Annotated in this window: 17 protein-coding genes and 1 riboswitch; of the genes, 2 read left to right on the plus strand and 15 right to left on the minus strand. The window is 43.0% G+C overall.

Annotated elements, in window-relative coordinates:
- Positions 1 to 111 precede the first annotated feature (111 nt).
- The 5 genes from C7Y69_RS04485 to C7Y69_RS04505 all read right to left on the minus strand — a co-directional run bounded on the left by C7Y69_RS04485 (position 112) and on the right by C7Y69_RS04505 (position 4,594).
- Positions 112 to 903, minus strand: coding sequence for an LPS biosynthesis choline kinase (locus tag C7Y69_RS04485; protein ID WP_013785024.1), 792 nt, complete (start codon positions 901 to 903; stop codon positions 112 to 114).
- Entirely contained in the window at positions 860 to 1,504 is a 645-nt protein-coding gene (pnuC, locus tag C7Y69_RS04490) for a nicotinamide riboside transporter PnuC (RefSeq protein WP_013785025.1), read from the minus strand. Before pnuC ends, C7Y69_RS04485 begins: the two co-directional genes overlap by 44 nt.
- Positions 1,501 to 1,779 carry a hypothetical protein gene (locus C7Y69_RS04495; protein ID WP_013785026.1) on the minus strand — a complete coding sequence of 93 codons (279 nt, stop codon included), beginning with the start codon at positions 1,777 to 1,779 and terminating at the stop codon, positions 1,501 to 1,503. The genes pnuC and C7Y69_RS04495 overlap by 4 nt, the downstream gene beginning before the upstream one ends.
- Before the next feature lie 9 nt (positions 1,780 to 1,788).
- Positions 1,789 to 3,888 (minus strand): TonB-dependent receptor, encoded by a 2,100-nt coding sequence (locus tag C7Y69_RS04500; RefSeq protein ID WP_126871937.1) that lies wholly within the window; start codon positions 3,886 to 3,888, stop codon positions 1,789 to 1,791.
- A 54-nt stretch (positions 3,889 to 3,942) separates the two neighbouring features.
- Positions 3,943 to 4,052, minus strand: a riboswitch (TPP riboswitch).
- A 113-nt stretch (positions 4,053 to 4,165) separates the two neighbouring features.
- Complete coding sequence (locus C7Y69_RS04505) at positions 4,166 to 4,594, minus strand: acyl-CoA thioesterase (protein WP_013785028.1); 429 nt, start codon at positions 4,592 to 4,594, stop codon at positions 4,166 to 4,168.
- A 68-nt stretch (positions 4,595 to 4,662) separates the two neighbouring features.
- On the opposite strand from C7Y69_RS04505, the gene C7Y69_RS04510 reads away from it, so the two are divergent.
- On the plus strand, positions 4,663 to 7,041 hold the full coding sequence (locus C7Y69_RS04510) for a GNAT family N-acetyltransferase (protein WP_126871938.1): 2,379 nt from the start codon (positions 4,663 to 4,665) through the stop codon (positions 7,039 to 7,041).
- Between the two features lie 77 nt (positions 7,042 to 7,118).
- On the opposite strand, the gene C7Y69_RS04515 is transcribed toward C7Y69_RS04510, so the two are convergent.
- The 7 genes from C7Y69_RS04515 to C7Y69_RS04545 all read right to left on the minus strand — a co-directional run bounded on the left by C7Y69_RS04515 (position 7,119) and on the right by C7Y69_RS04545 (position 12,582).
- Entirely contained in the window at positions 7,119 to 8,384 is a 1,266-nt protein-coding gene (locus C7Y69_RS04515) for a tetratricopeptide repeat protein (protein WP_126871939.1), read from the minus strand.
- 2 nt (positions 8,385 to 8,386) lie between these two features.
- The gene (locus C7Y69_RS04520) at positions 8,387 to 8,998 is read right to left on the minus strand and encodes an energy transducer TonB (RefSeq protein WP_013785031.1); all 612 of its coding nucleotides are present in this window, start codon (positions 8,996 to 8,998) and stop codon (positions 8,387 to 8,389) included.
- A gap of 1 nt (position 8,999) precedes the next feature.
- The gene (locus C7Y69_RS04525; RefSeq protein WP_013785032.1) at positions 9,000 to 9,398 is read right to left on the minus strand and encodes an ExbD/TolR family protein; all 399 of its coding nucleotides are present in this window, start codon (positions 9,396 to 9,398) and stop codon (positions 9,000 to 9,002) included.
- 11 nt (positions 9,399 to 9,409) lie between these two features.
- Positions 9,410 to 9,934, minus strand: a complete 525-nt coding sequence (locus tag C7Y69_RS04530) for a MotA/TolQ/ExbB proton channel family protein (RefSeq protein WP_013785033.1) — start codon at positions 9,932 to 9,934, stop codon at positions 9,410 to 9,412.
- A 1-nt stretch (position 9,935) separates the two neighbouring features.
- Positions 9,936 to 11,294 carry a MotA/TolQ/ExbB proton channel family protein gene (locus tag C7Y69_RS04535; protein WP_126871940.1) on the minus strand — a complete coding sequence of 453 codons (1,359 nt, stop codon included), beginning with the start codon at positions 11,292 to 11,294 and terminating at the stop codon, positions 9,936 to 9,938.
- 6 nt (positions 11,295 to 11,300) lie between these two features.
- Positions 11,301 to 12,062 (minus strand): DUF3450 domain-containing protein, encoded by a 762-nt coding sequence (locus tag C7Y69_RS04540; RefSeq protein ID WP_013785035.1) that lies wholly within the window; start codon positions 12,060 to 12,062, stop codon positions 11,301 to 11,303.
- Between the two features lie 316 nt (positions 12,063 to 12,378).
- Positions 12,379 to 12,582, minus strand: coding sequence for a 2OG-Fe(II) oxygenase family protein (locus tag C7Y69_RS04545; RefSeq protein ID WP_083820159.1), 204 nt, complete (start codon positions 12,580 to 12,582; stop codon positions 12,379 to 12,381).
- A gap of 306 nt (positions 12,583 to 12,888) precedes the next feature.
- On the opposite strand from C7Y69_RS04545, the gene C7Y69_RS04550 reads away from it, so the two are divergent.
- On the plus strand, positions 12,889 to 13,446 hold the full coding sequence (locus tag C7Y69_RS04550) for a 2OG-Fe(II) oxygenase (protein ID WP_126871941.1): 558 nt from the start codon (positions 12,889 to 12,891) through the stop codon (positions 13,444 to 13,446).
- 7 nt (positions 13,447 to 13,453) lie between these two features.
- On the opposite strand, the gene C7Y69_RS04555 is transcribed toward C7Y69_RS04550, so the two are convergent.
- From C7Y69_RS04555 to C7Y69_RS04565, 3 genes are read right to left on the minus strand one after another with little or no spacing between them, the layout of a single operon-like run.
- Complete coding sequence (locus C7Y69_RS04555) at positions 13,454 to 15,256, minus strand: putative 2OG-Fe(II) oxygenase (protein ID WP_126871942.1); 1,803 nt, start codon at positions 15,254 to 15,256, stop codon at positions 13,454 to 13,456.
- Entirely contained in the window at positions 15,256 to 16,257 is a 1,002-nt protein-coding gene (locus tag C7Y69_RS04560) for an aspartyl/asparaginyl beta-hydroxylase domain-containing protein (RefSeq protein ID WP_126871943.1), read from the minus strand. Before C7Y69_RS04560 ends, C7Y69_RS04555 begins: the two co-directional genes overlap by 1 nt.
- Positions 16,258 to 16,291: 34 nt before the next feature.
- Entirely contained in the window at positions 16,292 to 16,564 is a 273-nt protein-coding gene (locus C7Y69_RS04565) for a hypothetical protein (protein WP_126871944.1), read from the minus strand.
- Positions 16,565 to 16,570 lie beyond the last annotated feature (6 nt).

Raw genomic sequence — 16,570 nt, forward strand, 5'->3', positions numbered from 1 at the left:
CGCTGTGCATTATACGGATGACATTAAAAAGGTAAAGCATTTTTCTACTACCTTATGCACTACCGCTTATTAAACAAACAAAGCGCTGTTAAAACAAACAAAAAGCGTACTTTAGCCAGCAGTTTGCTTGTTAGCCTCAAGGGCTGCCTGCCACAAATCGTTAGTCACGTTAACGATTTCCATGTGTAGCTGAACTTGCGATAAGACCTCACTTTCATCTTTACCGACTTCTTTTGCATAGGCGATGGCTAATGCCTGTGTTTGTATTTCGCTCATTGCGTTTATCTTTGCACACCCTGCTACATCGAAATAACGATTACCCATGGCGGAGTACTCCCAATCAACAATGAAAGGCGTGGAATCACGTACCACATGATGAGCAAGTAAGTCGTTGTGACACAGTACATAGTCGTCTGTGTTGCCTTCACTTTTCACTAAGCTTGCGCGAAGTTGAATCGCCTGGTCGAAAAGCGTATCTCCCTCTTTTAAACCAGCGGCATGCATGTAGTGCAACCAACGAGAAAATAAGTTGAGTGGTCTAGCGGTGATAGGCAGCCTATGCACACGGGCAAGTACTGATGCTAACGCTTCGGGTGAACGAATACTGGGATGAGGATCGGCTTCTTCTTCCCATTGCTCTACCCAAATTAATTCATCATCGCTTAACCAAACAGGCTCTGGTGCAATGCCTCGCTCTGCAAGTTGCTGTTGCAATACAAATTGATGGAATCTGTCGATGCCGCTGAAAGCATCTTCTCCCACCCATTTAACCGCAAACCCACGCGTACCGTCTTTCAAATGATATACCTGATTCACCAAGCCTGCAGGGTGACGTTCCACTGTGGCCGAATCAGATAAATTAAGTGCTTCTTTCAAAAGCGGAATGATAGTTTCCGGTTTCATCTTGCCTATTCCACTGCGCTTGCCATTGTAGATACCCAAAAATCGAGAATCCTACGTATCCAAGGAACAAGCATGCTGATAATGCCATCCCCACTTGAAAATATAAAAAGGCGGAGGCCAAATTAATAAAAAACCAGTAAATCCAATTTTGTAGAACTTTGTGTGCCACCATGAAAGTGGTAACTATACTTAACAGTTGGATACTCGCATCTAGCAATAAATGATCACTGTTAAATTGGGCGGTCACTAATTTAGACAATCCCCACGCACAGCATAACAGCACCGGGACTATCGTTAGATGTATCCACAGCGGCCATGAACGTACCGGCTTCTCGGTGCCCTCGTCTCCCCCTTTTGACCACTGATAATAACCATAGCCCGCCATTATCATATAGAAAAAATTCAGCATGGACTGAAACGGCAACGTCACCTGCCAAAACAGCCAGGTATAAATAGCCGTGCTGGCGAAGGCGCAAAGCCAACACCAGCTATTCTGTTTAGCCGCAAGCAACACATAGGCAATGGCAAGCACTACTGCTAGCCATTCCAATTTTGATGTAGCTGCTATCTGCGACAAAAACTCAGTAAAAAATGCACTCATGCTTCAGCTTTTCTGGCTTGCTTATTAGCCTGCATGGCATCGTAGTTTAGAAATTTCGCCACAAAAATAGCCTGCCCGACTTCTTCGTGAGTTCGCTGCATTTCCTTACCAAGAATAGTCATCACATGCCCGTAATCACCGGATACTTGCGTACTGGTGGAAGTCGTTAACACGCCAATATTGCCGTAGCTATTTAAGCGATCGATAAATTGCTGAATGGGCTCAATGTATTCCCCTACTAGTGGGTATAGCGATAGCTCAACCATGACTTGCATAGCGTACTCCTAGAATTCGTATTTAACGGTAACGCCGAACTGGCGGCCATTACCTAATTGATAGTAAGGTTCTGCAAACGCATACTCATCACGAGGATCGTTACTGAATCCACCAAAACCTCTGGTGTAATACTCATTGTCGAAGGCATTTTTAACCCACACGCTAGTTTGCCAATCATTGGAAAACCATACAATTTCACTGTTCACTAACGTGGTCGAAGGGGCCTCTACGTCATGCCCATCAGAAAAGCGATAACTGTCTTTAAAGTCGATATCAATACGCCAGAGCACATCATCAGTGATAGATAACTCACTAAATAAGTTAGCCGTATATTTAGGTGCTTGTGCTTGGCGCTGTTCTTCAATCACAGTGCCGTCGGTCAGCGTATAATCTTCAAAGGTAGCATCTAGGTAACCTAAACTCATGTTCATGGTCCAGTTTGCATCTACCAGCCAACTTAACTCTAGCTCAGCACCTTTGTTAGTGCCTATATCAGCGTTGTCTATAATGTCGATAAAATCAGGTGTGCCGTCTTCTCGAATTTGAACATCAAAATTACTCACTTGCGTATCGTCCCTATCCATATAGAAAAGGGCGGCTCGCATGGTAAGTTCTGATATTAGCAAAGGTCCTTTAACACCAAGCTCATAATTCCAGTTGTATTCTTCATCAAAGAATCGCTGATCATCTGATACTCGTTCGTCAGGGTTGTACCCTGCCCCTTTGTAACCGCGAGAAATACTGGCGTAGTAAAAGTGGTTCCGAGCGGTGTACTGCAATGCCACTTTCCCGCCTGTCATCGTAGTATCATGACTACTTTCAAGGCCATTGTTATCTGAGTAGTCAAAACCATAATTTTCTACACGTAACCCTGCCACTAACGTTAGGCTATTGGTAAGCGTAGATTCAGTTTGTAAATATACTGCTTTGGTGGTGGGTTCATACACACTGGTGAAATCACCTGATGCATAGGTGTACTGTCGTAACAAATCTTCTTCGCTTGTCTTATAAAAAGCGCCAAGCGTCCAAGCGGTCGCACCATCAAATAGCGCGGCATTGTCTGATGATACAAAGCGTACTTCTGCGGTTTGTGTGTCTACATCGCGGAAATACGCGTCGAATGAGGTATACCCGAAAGGGTGAAAACCTTCATAAGTCCAATCTTCGTCATATCCATAACCAATATTGTGTGATGCATGAGTGGCGATGAGAATAAAGTCACCGCCATTAGTCGAGGTAGTAGATTTCGCACTTACCGCATGAGTTTGATGGGTGTCAAAACCAGGCTCATCAGATAAGGTCTGATTATTATTGTCTAGAGAGAACGCATCATACCCATTGTCGATGTCATACCAACGATATGTCAGCGCCAAGGTACTTCTTTCGTCAATATTTACAGCAATACTGATGCGCGCGGCGGTTTCATCGAGATTATTGGTATCATCACGCTTTTGCTCAATGCCGTTGCTGTTAACCACGGTATTTTCTACAAAACCATCACTACGGTTATGCATTAGTGCGACGCGATATCCCCAGTCTTGGTTGATATCATCACCTGTAGCCACTTCCACCCGATAACTATCTTTGTTACCAGCTCTTAATTCAACATAGTCAGCGCCTTCTGAACCTACAGGCGTACTAGAAAGCTTCACTGCACCTGCTAGCGCGCCAGAACCAAATAAAGTGGCCTGTGGGCCTCGGTACACTTCTAGTTGCTGCGTATCAAAAATAAGTCCCGCTGCCGCTAGACCAGAGAAATCAAATTCGTCAACGATGAAACTAACAGAAGGGTTAATAGGCTCTACAAATTGACTACGTTCACCGATACCTCTTATTTGCACAAAGCGTCCACGTGAGGCGCCTGCGGCGAAATTAACGTTCGGCACACTGTTTAGCACACTATCAATATGGGTAGGCTGGCGACTGCTTAAGCGCTTGGCGCCCAAAATGGTCGCACTGGCACTTAGTTGGTCTAATACGGTTTCGCGAAAGTCTCCGCTAACGACAATACGTTCAACGTCTTCAAGTTGTGTTTCTTGATCATTGGTTTGCGCATTAGCACAAAGCGATGCAGCAATTAAAGAAAGACAAAATATTGGTTTTTGCATGGGATCTCTTATTCTTTTCTAAGAAAAAAGATCCGGGTGTACGGCAGGTGATACGACTATGTGGTCAACCATCCCTACGCCGGCATTATCCGGATCAGGTGTAAGGGTTCTCACAGTGTTGATGTGAATCTCAGTCCGCGGTACGGACACCCCTTGGTATATGCATTCAGTTAGAATACCGAATACAGCGAGGAGTCTACCAGTTACGCCAAAACCGTCAAGATATTAAACGGTTAACTTGGCGTAACAGTAGGCATCGTATTTTGGTCTTATGACTTTATTTTTGTTCTTCTAATTCTAGATTGAGCTTTCGTACTTCTTCGTTAGTTTGAGACACTAACGCTTCAAGTGTTTTACCATGCGCTGCAGGTTGGCGTGATTCTGGATCAACTTTAACGAAGACGATGTCGTCAGCAAAACAAATCGTCTTTTTAGTGGCTTTATTGCGCACTAAACAACTTACGGTAATCGACGTTCTACCAACCGCCTTGGTTTCAAGACCAAACTCAACAATATCCCCTTGCAGTGCAGGCGACTCAAAACTAATTTCCCCTATATGTTTGGTGACCAAACAATTGGTTTCTAATTGACAAATTGCCCAAATAGCAGCCTCTTCATCAATCCACTCAAGCGCACGGCCACCAAATAAAGAGTTGGCATAATTTAAGTCGTTTGGCATCACTAGACGCCGAGAAAGAAAGCGCATTCGAATTCCTTTAGATAAGTAGTTACTATAAGCACAGAAAGTCTTAATTATACCGAAAAAACACATCTATGGCGCCACCGGAATTAACTCAATGGTTGTTTAACCCTTTTTATTCGCAAGCACGAGATACCGAGCATCGACGTCTACTCGTGCTTACTGGCGATTATGAATGGGTTAACCAGCGTTTAACGTCTCTTTTGAGCGATATTCCCCCTTCACTTATCGTTAAAGAAATAGGCGGGGAGACCTCACTCCTTCGTAAACATCTGCTAGGTAATGAATGCGATATTGGGGTGGTACACTCACATCAAGGGTTTAATCCGGGAAATATGATGGCCATTGCAGGCACTATTCGTTGGGGTGGGTGTCTCATTTTATGCTGCCCTGCGTTAGCCTCTTGGCATTTACACGCCAAACATACTCATCTATCTCACGGGTTTAAAGCAACCCAAAGCCTTTATATAAAAAGGCTTGTCGCAATAATAAAAAGCAATGCAGACGTAGCTGTATGGGATGGTAACCATTGCCATATCCCCGATTTAGTGGGGAGCGATGCGCCTGATTCATCAAACAATGTAAACCCGATTGAACCCGAAGGCTCGATTTATCCGAGAGTCTCAAAAAATGCACAAGCAACTCAGCCACTAGGTGATGATGAAACCCGTAGACCACAGTTTAAATCACTGGATCAACAGCTGGCATTTGACTGCCTAACAAATAGGTGGTCGCAAGATATTCGTAAAGCTGTCATCACAGCGCCTAGAGGCAGAGGAAAGTCTGCGCTGGTAGGGCTGTTTGTTGCTTCAAGACTGAATAAAGGCGAGAAAGTAGCTATCACAAGCGTCATTCGTGACAACACTACCACCCTTTTTAAGCATATTCGCCTAGGCATGGGTTTACTTAATTCAGAGGACAAAGACCAAGCAGGTCAGTCTAGTGACTGCACTGCTAATCCCCCCGATAGTAATGACACTGAGCCAAACGCGGCTAAATCGGCCACTAAAGAGATTTTTAGTATTGAGAAAGGCGGCAGCGCACAGTGGCTTGCACCAGATAACCCCACGCTTATTAATGGTGACTTTGACTTACTTATTATTGATGAAGCAGCATCCTTCCCCTTGCCTGTTCTTAACTTGTTAATTGGCGCTCATGATAACTATGTGATCACCACAACATTGCAGGGATACGAAGGGAGTGGGCAAGGCTTTATGCAACGCATGCTACCTGCTTTTGAAACTGAAGGCGCTGTACACCTTTCATTGCGCACACCGCTGCGCTGGCCTAAGCACGATAAGCTAGAAAACCTGATACATAATATTTGCTTATTTGAAGGTACAGAATCATTAAATACTGTCAGTGATGCACCGCGGCAAGTATTACAAGAAGTATCGCGGCAAGCACCGCAAGAAGTACCAAGAGAAGTACCGATAGAAGTACCGCATAAACCATCGACAAATAAATGTAGCAATGACTACAGGATGGGTTTGGTGTCTGCATTATCAGAACACCAATTACAGAGTGTTATGCAACTGTTGGCCACTGCCCACTATCAGACCACACCCGATGACTTCATGCGGCTCTGTGACAGCCCAGATATCATATTGTTCACCGAATGGAATGCAAGTCGTTTAACCGCAGCTGCAGTAATAAATTGTGAAGGCGGCGAGGTTTTAGCTGATGTACAAAAAGGGATTGCAGATGGTTCCCGCCGGCCTAAAGGACATTTAGGTGCGCAAAGGCTTACGCTACTCACGGCCCATCCGGAGACTGCAGCTTATCGTTATTGGCGAATAAACCGCATAGCAGTAGCTCCTTATCTTCAAGGCCAAGGTATAGGTACAGGCCTTATACGCTTTATTAAATCGCAAGCCCTTTCACAAGACATTGATGCACTGACAAGCTCCTATGGCACCTCTTATAAGCTTAATAAGTTTTGGCAACAATGCGGATTCAAACTTGTGGATATGGGTGAAAAACCTAACAAAGCAAGTGGAGAGACTAGTGCGTTGGTGGTAAAAGCCATATCTGAACGCTATCGGCCGCAACAAGAAATACTATCTTGCTTGTTTGCCTATAGCCAAAAAAACGAAAGCGTACTTTTGAGTGCCTTACCGGATATCGTAAGAAAAACGCTAATGAAAAAGCTACAGCATTTTGTGAATGCTACTAGGCCGCTAAACCAAGTTGGTTTTGCGATAAACGCGCTGGCCGCTGAGCTATCTGTATCTAATAAGTATATTAGCAATGCTGAAAAGTCTACGAAGATGCCAACTAAGATGTGTAAGAATGAAACTGAAGCAGTTACACCTCAACTTCTTTTATTACTTGGCTCATCCCCCCTCCCCACTAATCAGCTTATTCAGCTGTTAAACGTAAGTGGTCGTAAGGCATTAACCGACGCACTAAGAAAAAAAGTACGCTATTTGTTGTCCTGTGTAATGACCTGAGGCATTAATTGTTTTAAGCAAACTAAACGAAAAAAAAGGCCTCCATACGGAGGCCTTTCTATTTATCGATATAACTACTAAATGTTAATACCGCGGTTCTTAGCCTTCTCTTTAATGTAAGGCTCCCAAGCCGCCGCATTACGACGTAGTGAGCGATCTTTCTTCGCTTCTTGAATGTGCTTATAAGCTTCTCTGAAGTCGCCTGCGTAGAAGTTCGCTTCCATTAGGGTGAAGTGAACTTTGCCAGGATTTTCAACGCCGCGCTCTAATGCATTGTTTAATGCTTTAATCGCGCCTTTGTAATCTTCAGCAACTAACAACAAGGTACCTTGCTTTCTGTAATGCTCAGGATCTGAACTTTTCGCGGCAGCCTTAGCGTAAAGCGAAGCTGCTTTGTCATAGTTTTTCGCCTGGTGATATGCGTTAGCAATACTCGCTAGCATATCGGCATCTTCTTCAAGTAAACCAGATTTAACGTGTTTTTCCAAAATTTGAGCAGCTTTAAAAGGCATGCCGTTGGTTTGGAACAACTGAGATAACGTTTTAATCTCATTTACTTTCTTAAGGTAACCTTGAATGTAAGCCATTTCGAACGTAGACAAACCTTTCTCGAAGTCTTCTACTGAAAGATAGAAGAAACCAAGCTGAGTCCACCAACGCGGCTCCTCAGGGAAGTTGCGAACAAGTTCTTCTGCAACTGCCACTGTTTGAGGAAACATCTTACGTTCGTAATATGACGTTAGCTTTAACACATAAGGGTTTTTATTTGGCTTATCATACAAAGCAATTGCTCTGTCAGCTGGCTCAATCATCTTATCCAATTGGCCTGCTTCATAATAAGCTTGCGCTAAACGGGTATAAACGTCCGCATCTTCTTTACACGTAAAGTCCATCCACGCGTTATACCATTTAATCGCATCAGTATATTTGTTCTCTTGCATGTTCAAATCACCTAATAACTTAAGTGTTTGAGAATGCTCGAGATCATTCAATACTTTCGGTTCTACAGACTGGTTCAAATAACCAAGTGCTTTAGAGCCTTTACCTTCTTGTGCAGCTAATAAGTTACCAATAAAGCGATTTACATACGCCGCATCGAAGTCTTCAGAAGGGTCAATTTCATATAGAATGTTTAACGCTTCATCAACTTGATCTTCGTTGTAAAATTCAAACGCTTTTTGAACTTTTTTACCTGTACGCTCGCCTACTAAGGTTGTTTTTGGCTTTTCGTAACCAGGACACATTACAGGTGAAGACTGTGCTAGTGCCGCTGGCGCAGTAAATACTGCACCGGCACCAAGCACTAAAGCAAATGCAGACATTTTGAATTTATTTTTCATCATGATCATTGCTCCAGTTTAAAGTCTAGCTGTACGAACATGCCAGTTTGCTTAACAGCTTTGCCGTCAACAATCTTAGGCTTGTATTTCCACTTACGTAATGCACGTCGTGCCTCACGGTCGAATACACGCTTAGGTTCAGCTTCAATTACTTCGATGTCGTCTACACCACCAATTTCATTGATAGTGAAAGACAATCTTACCCAACCTTCACGGCCATCACGGGCTGCATCAGGCGGATATTTCGGATCGATACGAACGATTGGAGTAGCATCGCCATCACGCTGCATAGCGCCAACACCACCAATGTTTACACCAACACCACCCGTATCAATAGCTGGGATTGCTAGGCTAAAGCCATCTGCATCCGGTTCAGCTGCTTCTGGCTCAACAAGCTCCATTTTAGGAGGCTGTTGAGGCGGAGGTGGAGGTGGAGGCGGAACACGTTGACGCGTTTGCGTCTGATCGTCTGGTTCCTGCATCACAATATCGATTACCGGTGCTTCAGGTACTTCGTCCGCAGGTCTGGCTGAGTTTTCAATCAACTTAGCCATAAGTACGAACAGGGCAAATGCAACACCAGCACCTAAGAATATAGATACAATTATACGTAACATCTTAACCCCTTGCCGCTACCGAAACACGATTAACGCCTGCAGCTTTAACCTGATCCATAATTTCTACTACTAAACCATGCTTGGCTTTAACATCAGCCTGAATGATTACGTAGTCAGTTGGCTGCTCGGTAAGCAGTCGTTCAATATTCGCTCTAACGCTGTCCGGCGCTACTTCACGTTTATCTAACCAAACGCTTCCATCTTCTGTTACCGCTATGAAAATGTTTGCGTTCTTGTGAAGAACCGCCTGGCTCGCGTCGGGCTTATTAACTTCAATCCCTGCTTCTTTAACGAAAACAGTGGTAACGATAAAGAAGATCAGCATGATAAACACGATATCCAACATGGGTGTCATGTCAATCTGTGCGTCTTCTTCCTCGATTCTGACTTTTCGAGCCATAATATCTCTCTCTAATGATGTGGCAGGCTATCAACTAACCCTTCGCGTGCCAGCTTCACTTTCGCTTCAAGACGAGAACTGATGAACAGTCCAGAAAGCGCGGCTACCATTCCCGCCATAGTCGGGACTGTTGCCATGGAGATACCAGCTGCCATTAAACGTGCATTGCTGGTGCCTTGTGTCGCCATCGTCTCGAAAACACCGATCATACCGGTTACTGTTCCCAGTAGCCCGATTAACGGACACATTGCAATAATGGTGCGAATAATCAGCATTCTAGCGTTCAGATCATCTGACGCCTGAGAAATCCACGCGTCACGGATTCTATGCGCATACCAAGATGTGGTATCTGCTCGGGCATCCCAATTTTTGATGATGTTTTTCTTCACCGTTGGGAAGACCGAGGTTAAATACCAATAACGCTCAATCATTAAAACCCACATGAGAAAGAGCGCGGCAGCAACGAAATAAAGCACGTCACCGCCGGTAGCGATAAAATCCCTGACCGATTCAACTAATCCAATCAGGTAATTCATATTACGCTTTCTCCGACTCTGAATGAGCTGCTACGATACCCGCAGTTTGCTCATCAAGAATGTGGATGATTGATTTGCTACGTGAAGCTACGATGCTGTGAGTAAGAATCAGTGGCAACGCCGCGATAATACCTTGAGCCGTAGTTACAAGCGCCATAGAGATACTGCCAGCCATCATACGAGGGTCGCCTGTACCGAACAATGTGATTGTTTGGAACGTTGCGATCATACCAAGTACCGTACCAAGTAGACCTAGTAACGGAGCGATTGCAGCAAAGATCTTGATTACGTTGATGCCGCTTTCGATACGTGGAAGTTCACGTAGGATAGCTTCATCAAGTTTAAGTTCTAAGTTTTCAGCATCAGCAGCTTTGTTCTCTTGATAAACCTTCAAGATGCGACCTAGTGGGTTGCCATCTGAAGGGTTACCTGGGTTTTTAAGCTGTGAACGCATTTTACCAGCAACTACGGTAAGCGTAATTAGCTTGTAAAGACCGATAAGTAGACCAATCGCTAGCATTACAGTGATTGTGTAACCTACTACACCACCCGCATGATAACGCTCAGACATTGTTGCTTTTTGCTTCAACAGACCAAGGATTGCACCTTGAGAAGGGTCAGCATAAAAAGGAACCATACCTGAAGTCGCTGCGATTAAATCGTCAGCTGAACCTACAAAGCGGCTATCTGGTTGGCGACCTAGAGGCTGAACGATTTCGTTTTCAGCATCATAAGTTAGGTAGCCGTCTTCACCTACAAGGTTGAAAGTACCGATACGAACAACTTCTTGCTGTGAAGAACCGCCGTCAAGGTTTACAACTTCTGTAGTGAAACGAACTGTTTCGCCACCTTCAGTCATTTCTTTCTGAAGAGCAAACCATAGGTCTTCTAGTTCTTGAATGTTAGGAAGACCTTTAGAATCTTCTGCCATTCCAGCTAGGAACTCACCACGGCCTGGGAATTGAGCACTAACGATTGATGTAGCAACACGGCCATAAGCTTCTGAAGAAGCTTGACGAACCACACCGAACATCTCACCAAGTGTACCAGTTGCCTGGTCAAGCTCAGCGGCTTTTTCGTTAAGCGTTACTTCGTTGTCAGAGAATTGTTGTTGAAGACGGTCACCACGACCCTGTTCAGCTTTCAATTCAGATTCTGCTTTACGAAGAAGCGCTTGCTTGTCTGCACGAGCAGATTGGAACTCTGCTTCACGCTGTTTGTTGATACGTGTTTCAGAAACACGGTTATCCTGAACTTGGTCTAAAAGTTCTTTAAGGCTCTTTGCTTCCTGAGCCTGAGCTCCGGTTGCTACAACCGCAAGAGTGGCAGCGGTTAAAAGAGATTTGAATACTGGTTTCATTAACAATTACTCCGCTGCACTAATTGGTAGTTTGATCAGATCCGCAGGAATGACGTTATTAGCCATTTTAACTGCGTCAACAACTGATGACAGATATTCGTCGCCAAGTTGTTCCCAAGCGCGGCTTTCATTGTTCCATGCCCAAGCGTTTTCTTGGTCAAGAGACAATGCTACTAGTGCAGTGCGACCTAGGTTAAAGAAGTCAACCGTCACCTCAGTGCCGTTGCTATCAATAGTACCTTGGTAAGAGTTAATCTTAGTGCCGTACTCAACTTCAACCAAGTATGCTTCGATTACTTGGCGGAACTGTTCTGAAACAGTTACGTTAGAGTTAGACATAACATCACGTAAACGCTGAACACGCTCTAGACGCTCGTCTAAGTGAATAGGACGATCAAGTTTGATGAATTTCTCAAGACTATCGATCATGCGGAACATAAGAGGAACGATGCCCTGCTTAGTTTGTTCAATGCTGTCAATTTGACGTTGCAAAGAATCAATACCACGTTGTTGATCTGCTACAAGACTCGCAATGTAGTCATTGTATATTTTGAGGTTTTCTGTCTCATCTACTGTTTGACGGTACTCAACCAGTAATTCTTGAGACTGTTCAAACAACGTGTTGATTTTTTCCTGAGATTTCGCTGCAGCTGCGTGGATTTTCGCTTCTTCTTTATGAAGGTCTTCAAGCGTATCTGCAGAGACTGCACTACCTGTTAGTGCGAAAGCACCGATAACAGTAGAAGCAATAAGAGTTCTCTTGCTCATTTTGGACATAGTTCCCAACCAAATTTCTTATTTGAATCCTCGCCGATAAAGGAAAACCGTTCGGGCAAGGGGCGTATTAAACTTTCACAATTATGTTTTAGGAATGTAGCACGGACCTTAGCTTCCAGTACTACGAACGTATTATACTCACACGGATTACAGCACTGAGTCAAGTAACACCCTGTTTACACCAAGTAGATTTTTTATCATCTGTTTAATATACGTTCGAATTCTCCTGCAGAATTCATTCCAACGTACAAATAACTGGCAAATACACGGTTATTTTTTTGTTTACGAGCAAAGATAAACCCCGCTTTTACCTTGCTTTAATCCAACCTGTCAGGGCATATCGAGGCTGTTTGGCAAATGGAGTGACATAAGTCACACTATGAATGTGTTTTACATCAAATAAGCTCAAAGTGTTAAATTCAGGTGACCAAGATTCGGTCGTTGTACCATCTGGTTCAAAGTATTGAAGCAAACCTCCCCAATCAGGGTGCCATTTTGGTGCAAGGTTTATGACATTGTCCTATCTACGCCCATTATTGACCCTTATCATTTCACACCCGCTTGAAAATCAACCGACCACTGCGCTTTATATGTTCGTTATAACCCTTTAAATTCTGTCGTACTTTTAGTTATCCCATTTCTGAGAATTTTTAGTTATGTGGGAGTTTTATTTAATATCACTAAAGCATAGAAACAATCTCGCACCGAGATTCAATTTTTTATCTTTTTCATTTGCGCACGATTTATTGGCGTATGGGTTTTGATTTGGTAATAATACGAATGCCTTAAACAATAAAACAACTAATCAAAATTATTTATGAATCAAACACCGAAATACAGTTGCCTGATTAATGATAAGCCAATATGGGTTTTTGATAACCTATGCACAATAGATGAAACAAATACTATTTTTAAAGGGTTAGAAATCAGTGCATTTAAACGAAACGAAGTTGCTCGCCCAGATACTGCTCAGTTCCGCCATTGGGCCGTTTCTCTTTCTGAAGAACAAATTAGGGGCTTAGCCGTTTATCAACGAGCTATTCGTCAAATTAGTCATACTACAGGTAAACAGTATCGTGCTTATCGTGGGTATGTTAACTATGCATCCTATGGTGATATGCTTTTCACCCATACTGATTGTATGCCCGAAGCTGATGAACTCACCGTATTGGTATTCTTGTGTCCGGAGTGGGATATCGAATGGGGTGGAGAAACTTTATTTTACAACCAAGAAGATGACTGTGAATTCGCGTGCAGTCCAAAACCTGGTCGAACTGTCATATTTCATGGCGCGATCAAACATGTAGGCAGGCCGCCAAATCGAATCTGCTATACCCCTAGATTCACATTGGCCTTTAAATTAGAACTTGCATAACTTTTGGTTATGACTCAGGTACTATATCAAATGCGACGGTTAATCTTTGGGTATCAGCGTAAATTGGATTAGTTCCATGCCACATGTAAGATGGGAAAAAGACAACATTTCCGGCTTTAGGCTTAATGGCGAAGTCTTCTAACATATCGATACCCTTAATATCAGGGCGTCCGAACACCAGCCAACCGTTGCCATTTTCCCTTACTTCATCAGGAACATCGACGTAAAGCACACCGCTCAACCACCCTTCAGAATGATAATGCGACTTGTGAAAGCCCGCCTTTCTAAGCCTAACTGACCAACTTCCAATAAACGCTAAGTTAGAGTGAATACGAGATAGAAAAGGATGTTTTTTTACCGTTGGAAGAGAGCATACAAACGACTCTGCTCTTTTTTTAAGGGCAGTCTTAAGGGTTTGAATTAAATAGTGCTCACTGTCTAGTAAGTTTTCAAATGTCTGAGTGCCATTTCTCAGCGACTGCCCTATGGGATGCTTGGTACTGCTATGCAATGAATTTAGATATCCAGCCAATTCATTAATAAAGAGCGTGTTTTCTTCTGAATTTTCTAATAGCGATGTGACATTCACAAAATCTTGATAATGACAAAGCGTTTCATATTTTGCCTCATTACCATTTGCTTTATAAGCAGTAGATAACAGTGTCCAGTAGCCTTGATTCAAAGGAGCAATTCGACATACTAATTCGAGTACGCTGATCGCTTCTTTAGCTCGGTCGAGGCTCAACAATGAATAACTTTTTTCGATAAATAATGGCAGTGACTCAGCACTATTGGTGCTAGGAAGGCTATTTATAACATCGAGCGCTTCTTGGAATTGACCAAGCCCCCTCAAAGCATTAGATAGACTAGCTACTGCTGCAATTTGAATTGACGGGTCTTGCTTCGCCACAAGCTTTTCTAACCAAAGTTTAGCTTTTTCAAAATCATCGACCTTGAGCATCAATTCCGCATAAGCTAATACTAAACCAGGTTGCTCAGTAGATAACACTTTCTCTAAAAGCGCAAAGGGACTATCAGTATTTTGTATCCATGCAAAATGCGCATACTCCTTATGAAGCGTGACATTCAAAGGATATTTCGACAATCCCTGCTCATAGACTTCAAGTGAATCTTTGTGGATGCCTTTAAGTGCTAATAAAGCCGCAAGATTCTGGTATATTTCTGCACCAGCTGCGCCAGTATCCATGGCGCGTCTGTAAAAAATGAGCGCTTCGTCTTGTAGCCCAATGCTACGTTTAATGTTGCCTAAATTATTGAGCGCCTTTATGTTAACCGGATCAATCTCTATTATTTTTAGTAAATACTCTTCTGCTTCTACGTTCTGCCCTTTCTGGCTCAAAATAGACGATAGCATTAATAGCAGGTCCAACTTTACTGTGTGAACCTTTAGTAATTCCCGTACGTGTTTTTCAGCCTCATCAAAACGTTCTTCAGCAAAAAGAGTTCTCGCCAAATTGTATTTATAATCATAGGCCTTTGGATTTATTTTATTGGCTTTGCTAAATAACAGTAGTGCTTTTTTGCTCTGCCCCACCTCAAGTAACAGGTTTCCGTAACTATTCATTAAATCACACGCATTAGGAAAGCGCTTTAGCCCTTTTTCGTAAGCTTTCGTTGCTTCATTGACGAAGCCCAACTTTCGCAAAGCACTTGCTTGTAACTGAGGCACAACTGCATCTACACGCAACAAAGTTGGATTTAATTTAATCGTATCTAACACAACATGATATTCGCGTTTATTAAACGTCTGGATAAGTTGAGGAATAATTATAGAAGGGGAATTCTGCATTACTTATAAAGTCTCCGATCCAGTGATGCTAAGCTGCCGTAATCGGAAGACCATTTACTATATAGTTCCATAAGGGCTTTAATGTCACTACGCTCTTCTATGGACAGGTGAGGATTCCAAATGTCTAAAATCAATACTGCTCTTTTTTCATCGGCCCCGTTTTCCGCGCTGTGTTTGTAGCTATCATCAAATAGAAGAGCTTCTTTATCTTGTGTCCAATATTGGCGCTCACCAGCGGCTTCTATGTATGATAATTCATTGACTAACAGAGGTATGTGAAGTGTCCACTTAATATTAGATATACCAAAATGCGGTGGTATTTTGGTTTTTGCATCAAGCACTGAAATAACAATCTCGGGAGCATGTTCCGGACAATCTGCTAATAAGGGGGATCTTATTATCGTTTTAATTTCATCAGGCAACGTTTCTCCAACAGGAGTCAACTTGCCACCTTTCATTAAATGCAACGAATTCCAGCATTTCGTTAGATTACGCCATTCTTGTGTATCCGGCACTTCATCTATATCGTGTATATACTTTTCATTTACCTTTGAAACACACGATAAAAAATATCCCTTGTGATACGAAAGTTGCTGGATAAAGTCGCGAAGATTTTCAACGGAATCTATTGATGGAAAAGGGCTAGATGGCAGTTGGGGTACAAACAGAAAACTAGGTGACTGGTGCTGCTTGTCAAAAGCTTTTTGAGACAACCCACATAGCGCACTTACTGATTCTTCAATTCTTTTCGTCGAGCATATGGATTTTGTCTTGATGATTAGATCACGACGTGCCAAGTTTGCGGCATTATGTATATGAGTCGCTTGCGACTTCGTGATGGAAAATTCTTCAGAGGGTTCTAAAAAACTTGGTGCCTGCTGATACAGACGCCTATAATCCGCAAGAGCAGTGTCGTAAAGGCCATTTTCAATCAAATTGGCAATGTTAGCGAGTATTGAGTCTATTTTGCTTTTTTTCTGATTCATAAAAGTGGGAAGCATTTTGCCTCCCATCTTAAACTAAAATGACTGTCAATTACATATCACCGCCACTTGTTTCTGTGCCGCGCTGCATTCGGGTCCAACCCTCTCTACCTGCCTCACGCATTTGTTCTCTTTCTTCTGCCGAATAGCAAACACGCTGCATGCGATTGGAGCCAATCTTCTTTTCCATCTTACACTTCATACCATCATCTGTAGCATTACTATCAGACTTAGCATATTGAGAAGACTCATTACTCGTTGAGCCACAAGCGCCAAGCGTTAACGCTAGACCTACAACTAGACATACCTGATTTAGCTTTTTCATCCCTAC

The sequence above is a fragment of the Alteromonas sp. KS69 genome (assembly GCF_003989595.1).
Lineage (GTDB): Bacteria > Pseudomonadota > Gammaproteobacteria > Enterobacterales > Alteromonadaceae > Alteromonas > Alteromonas naphthalenivorans.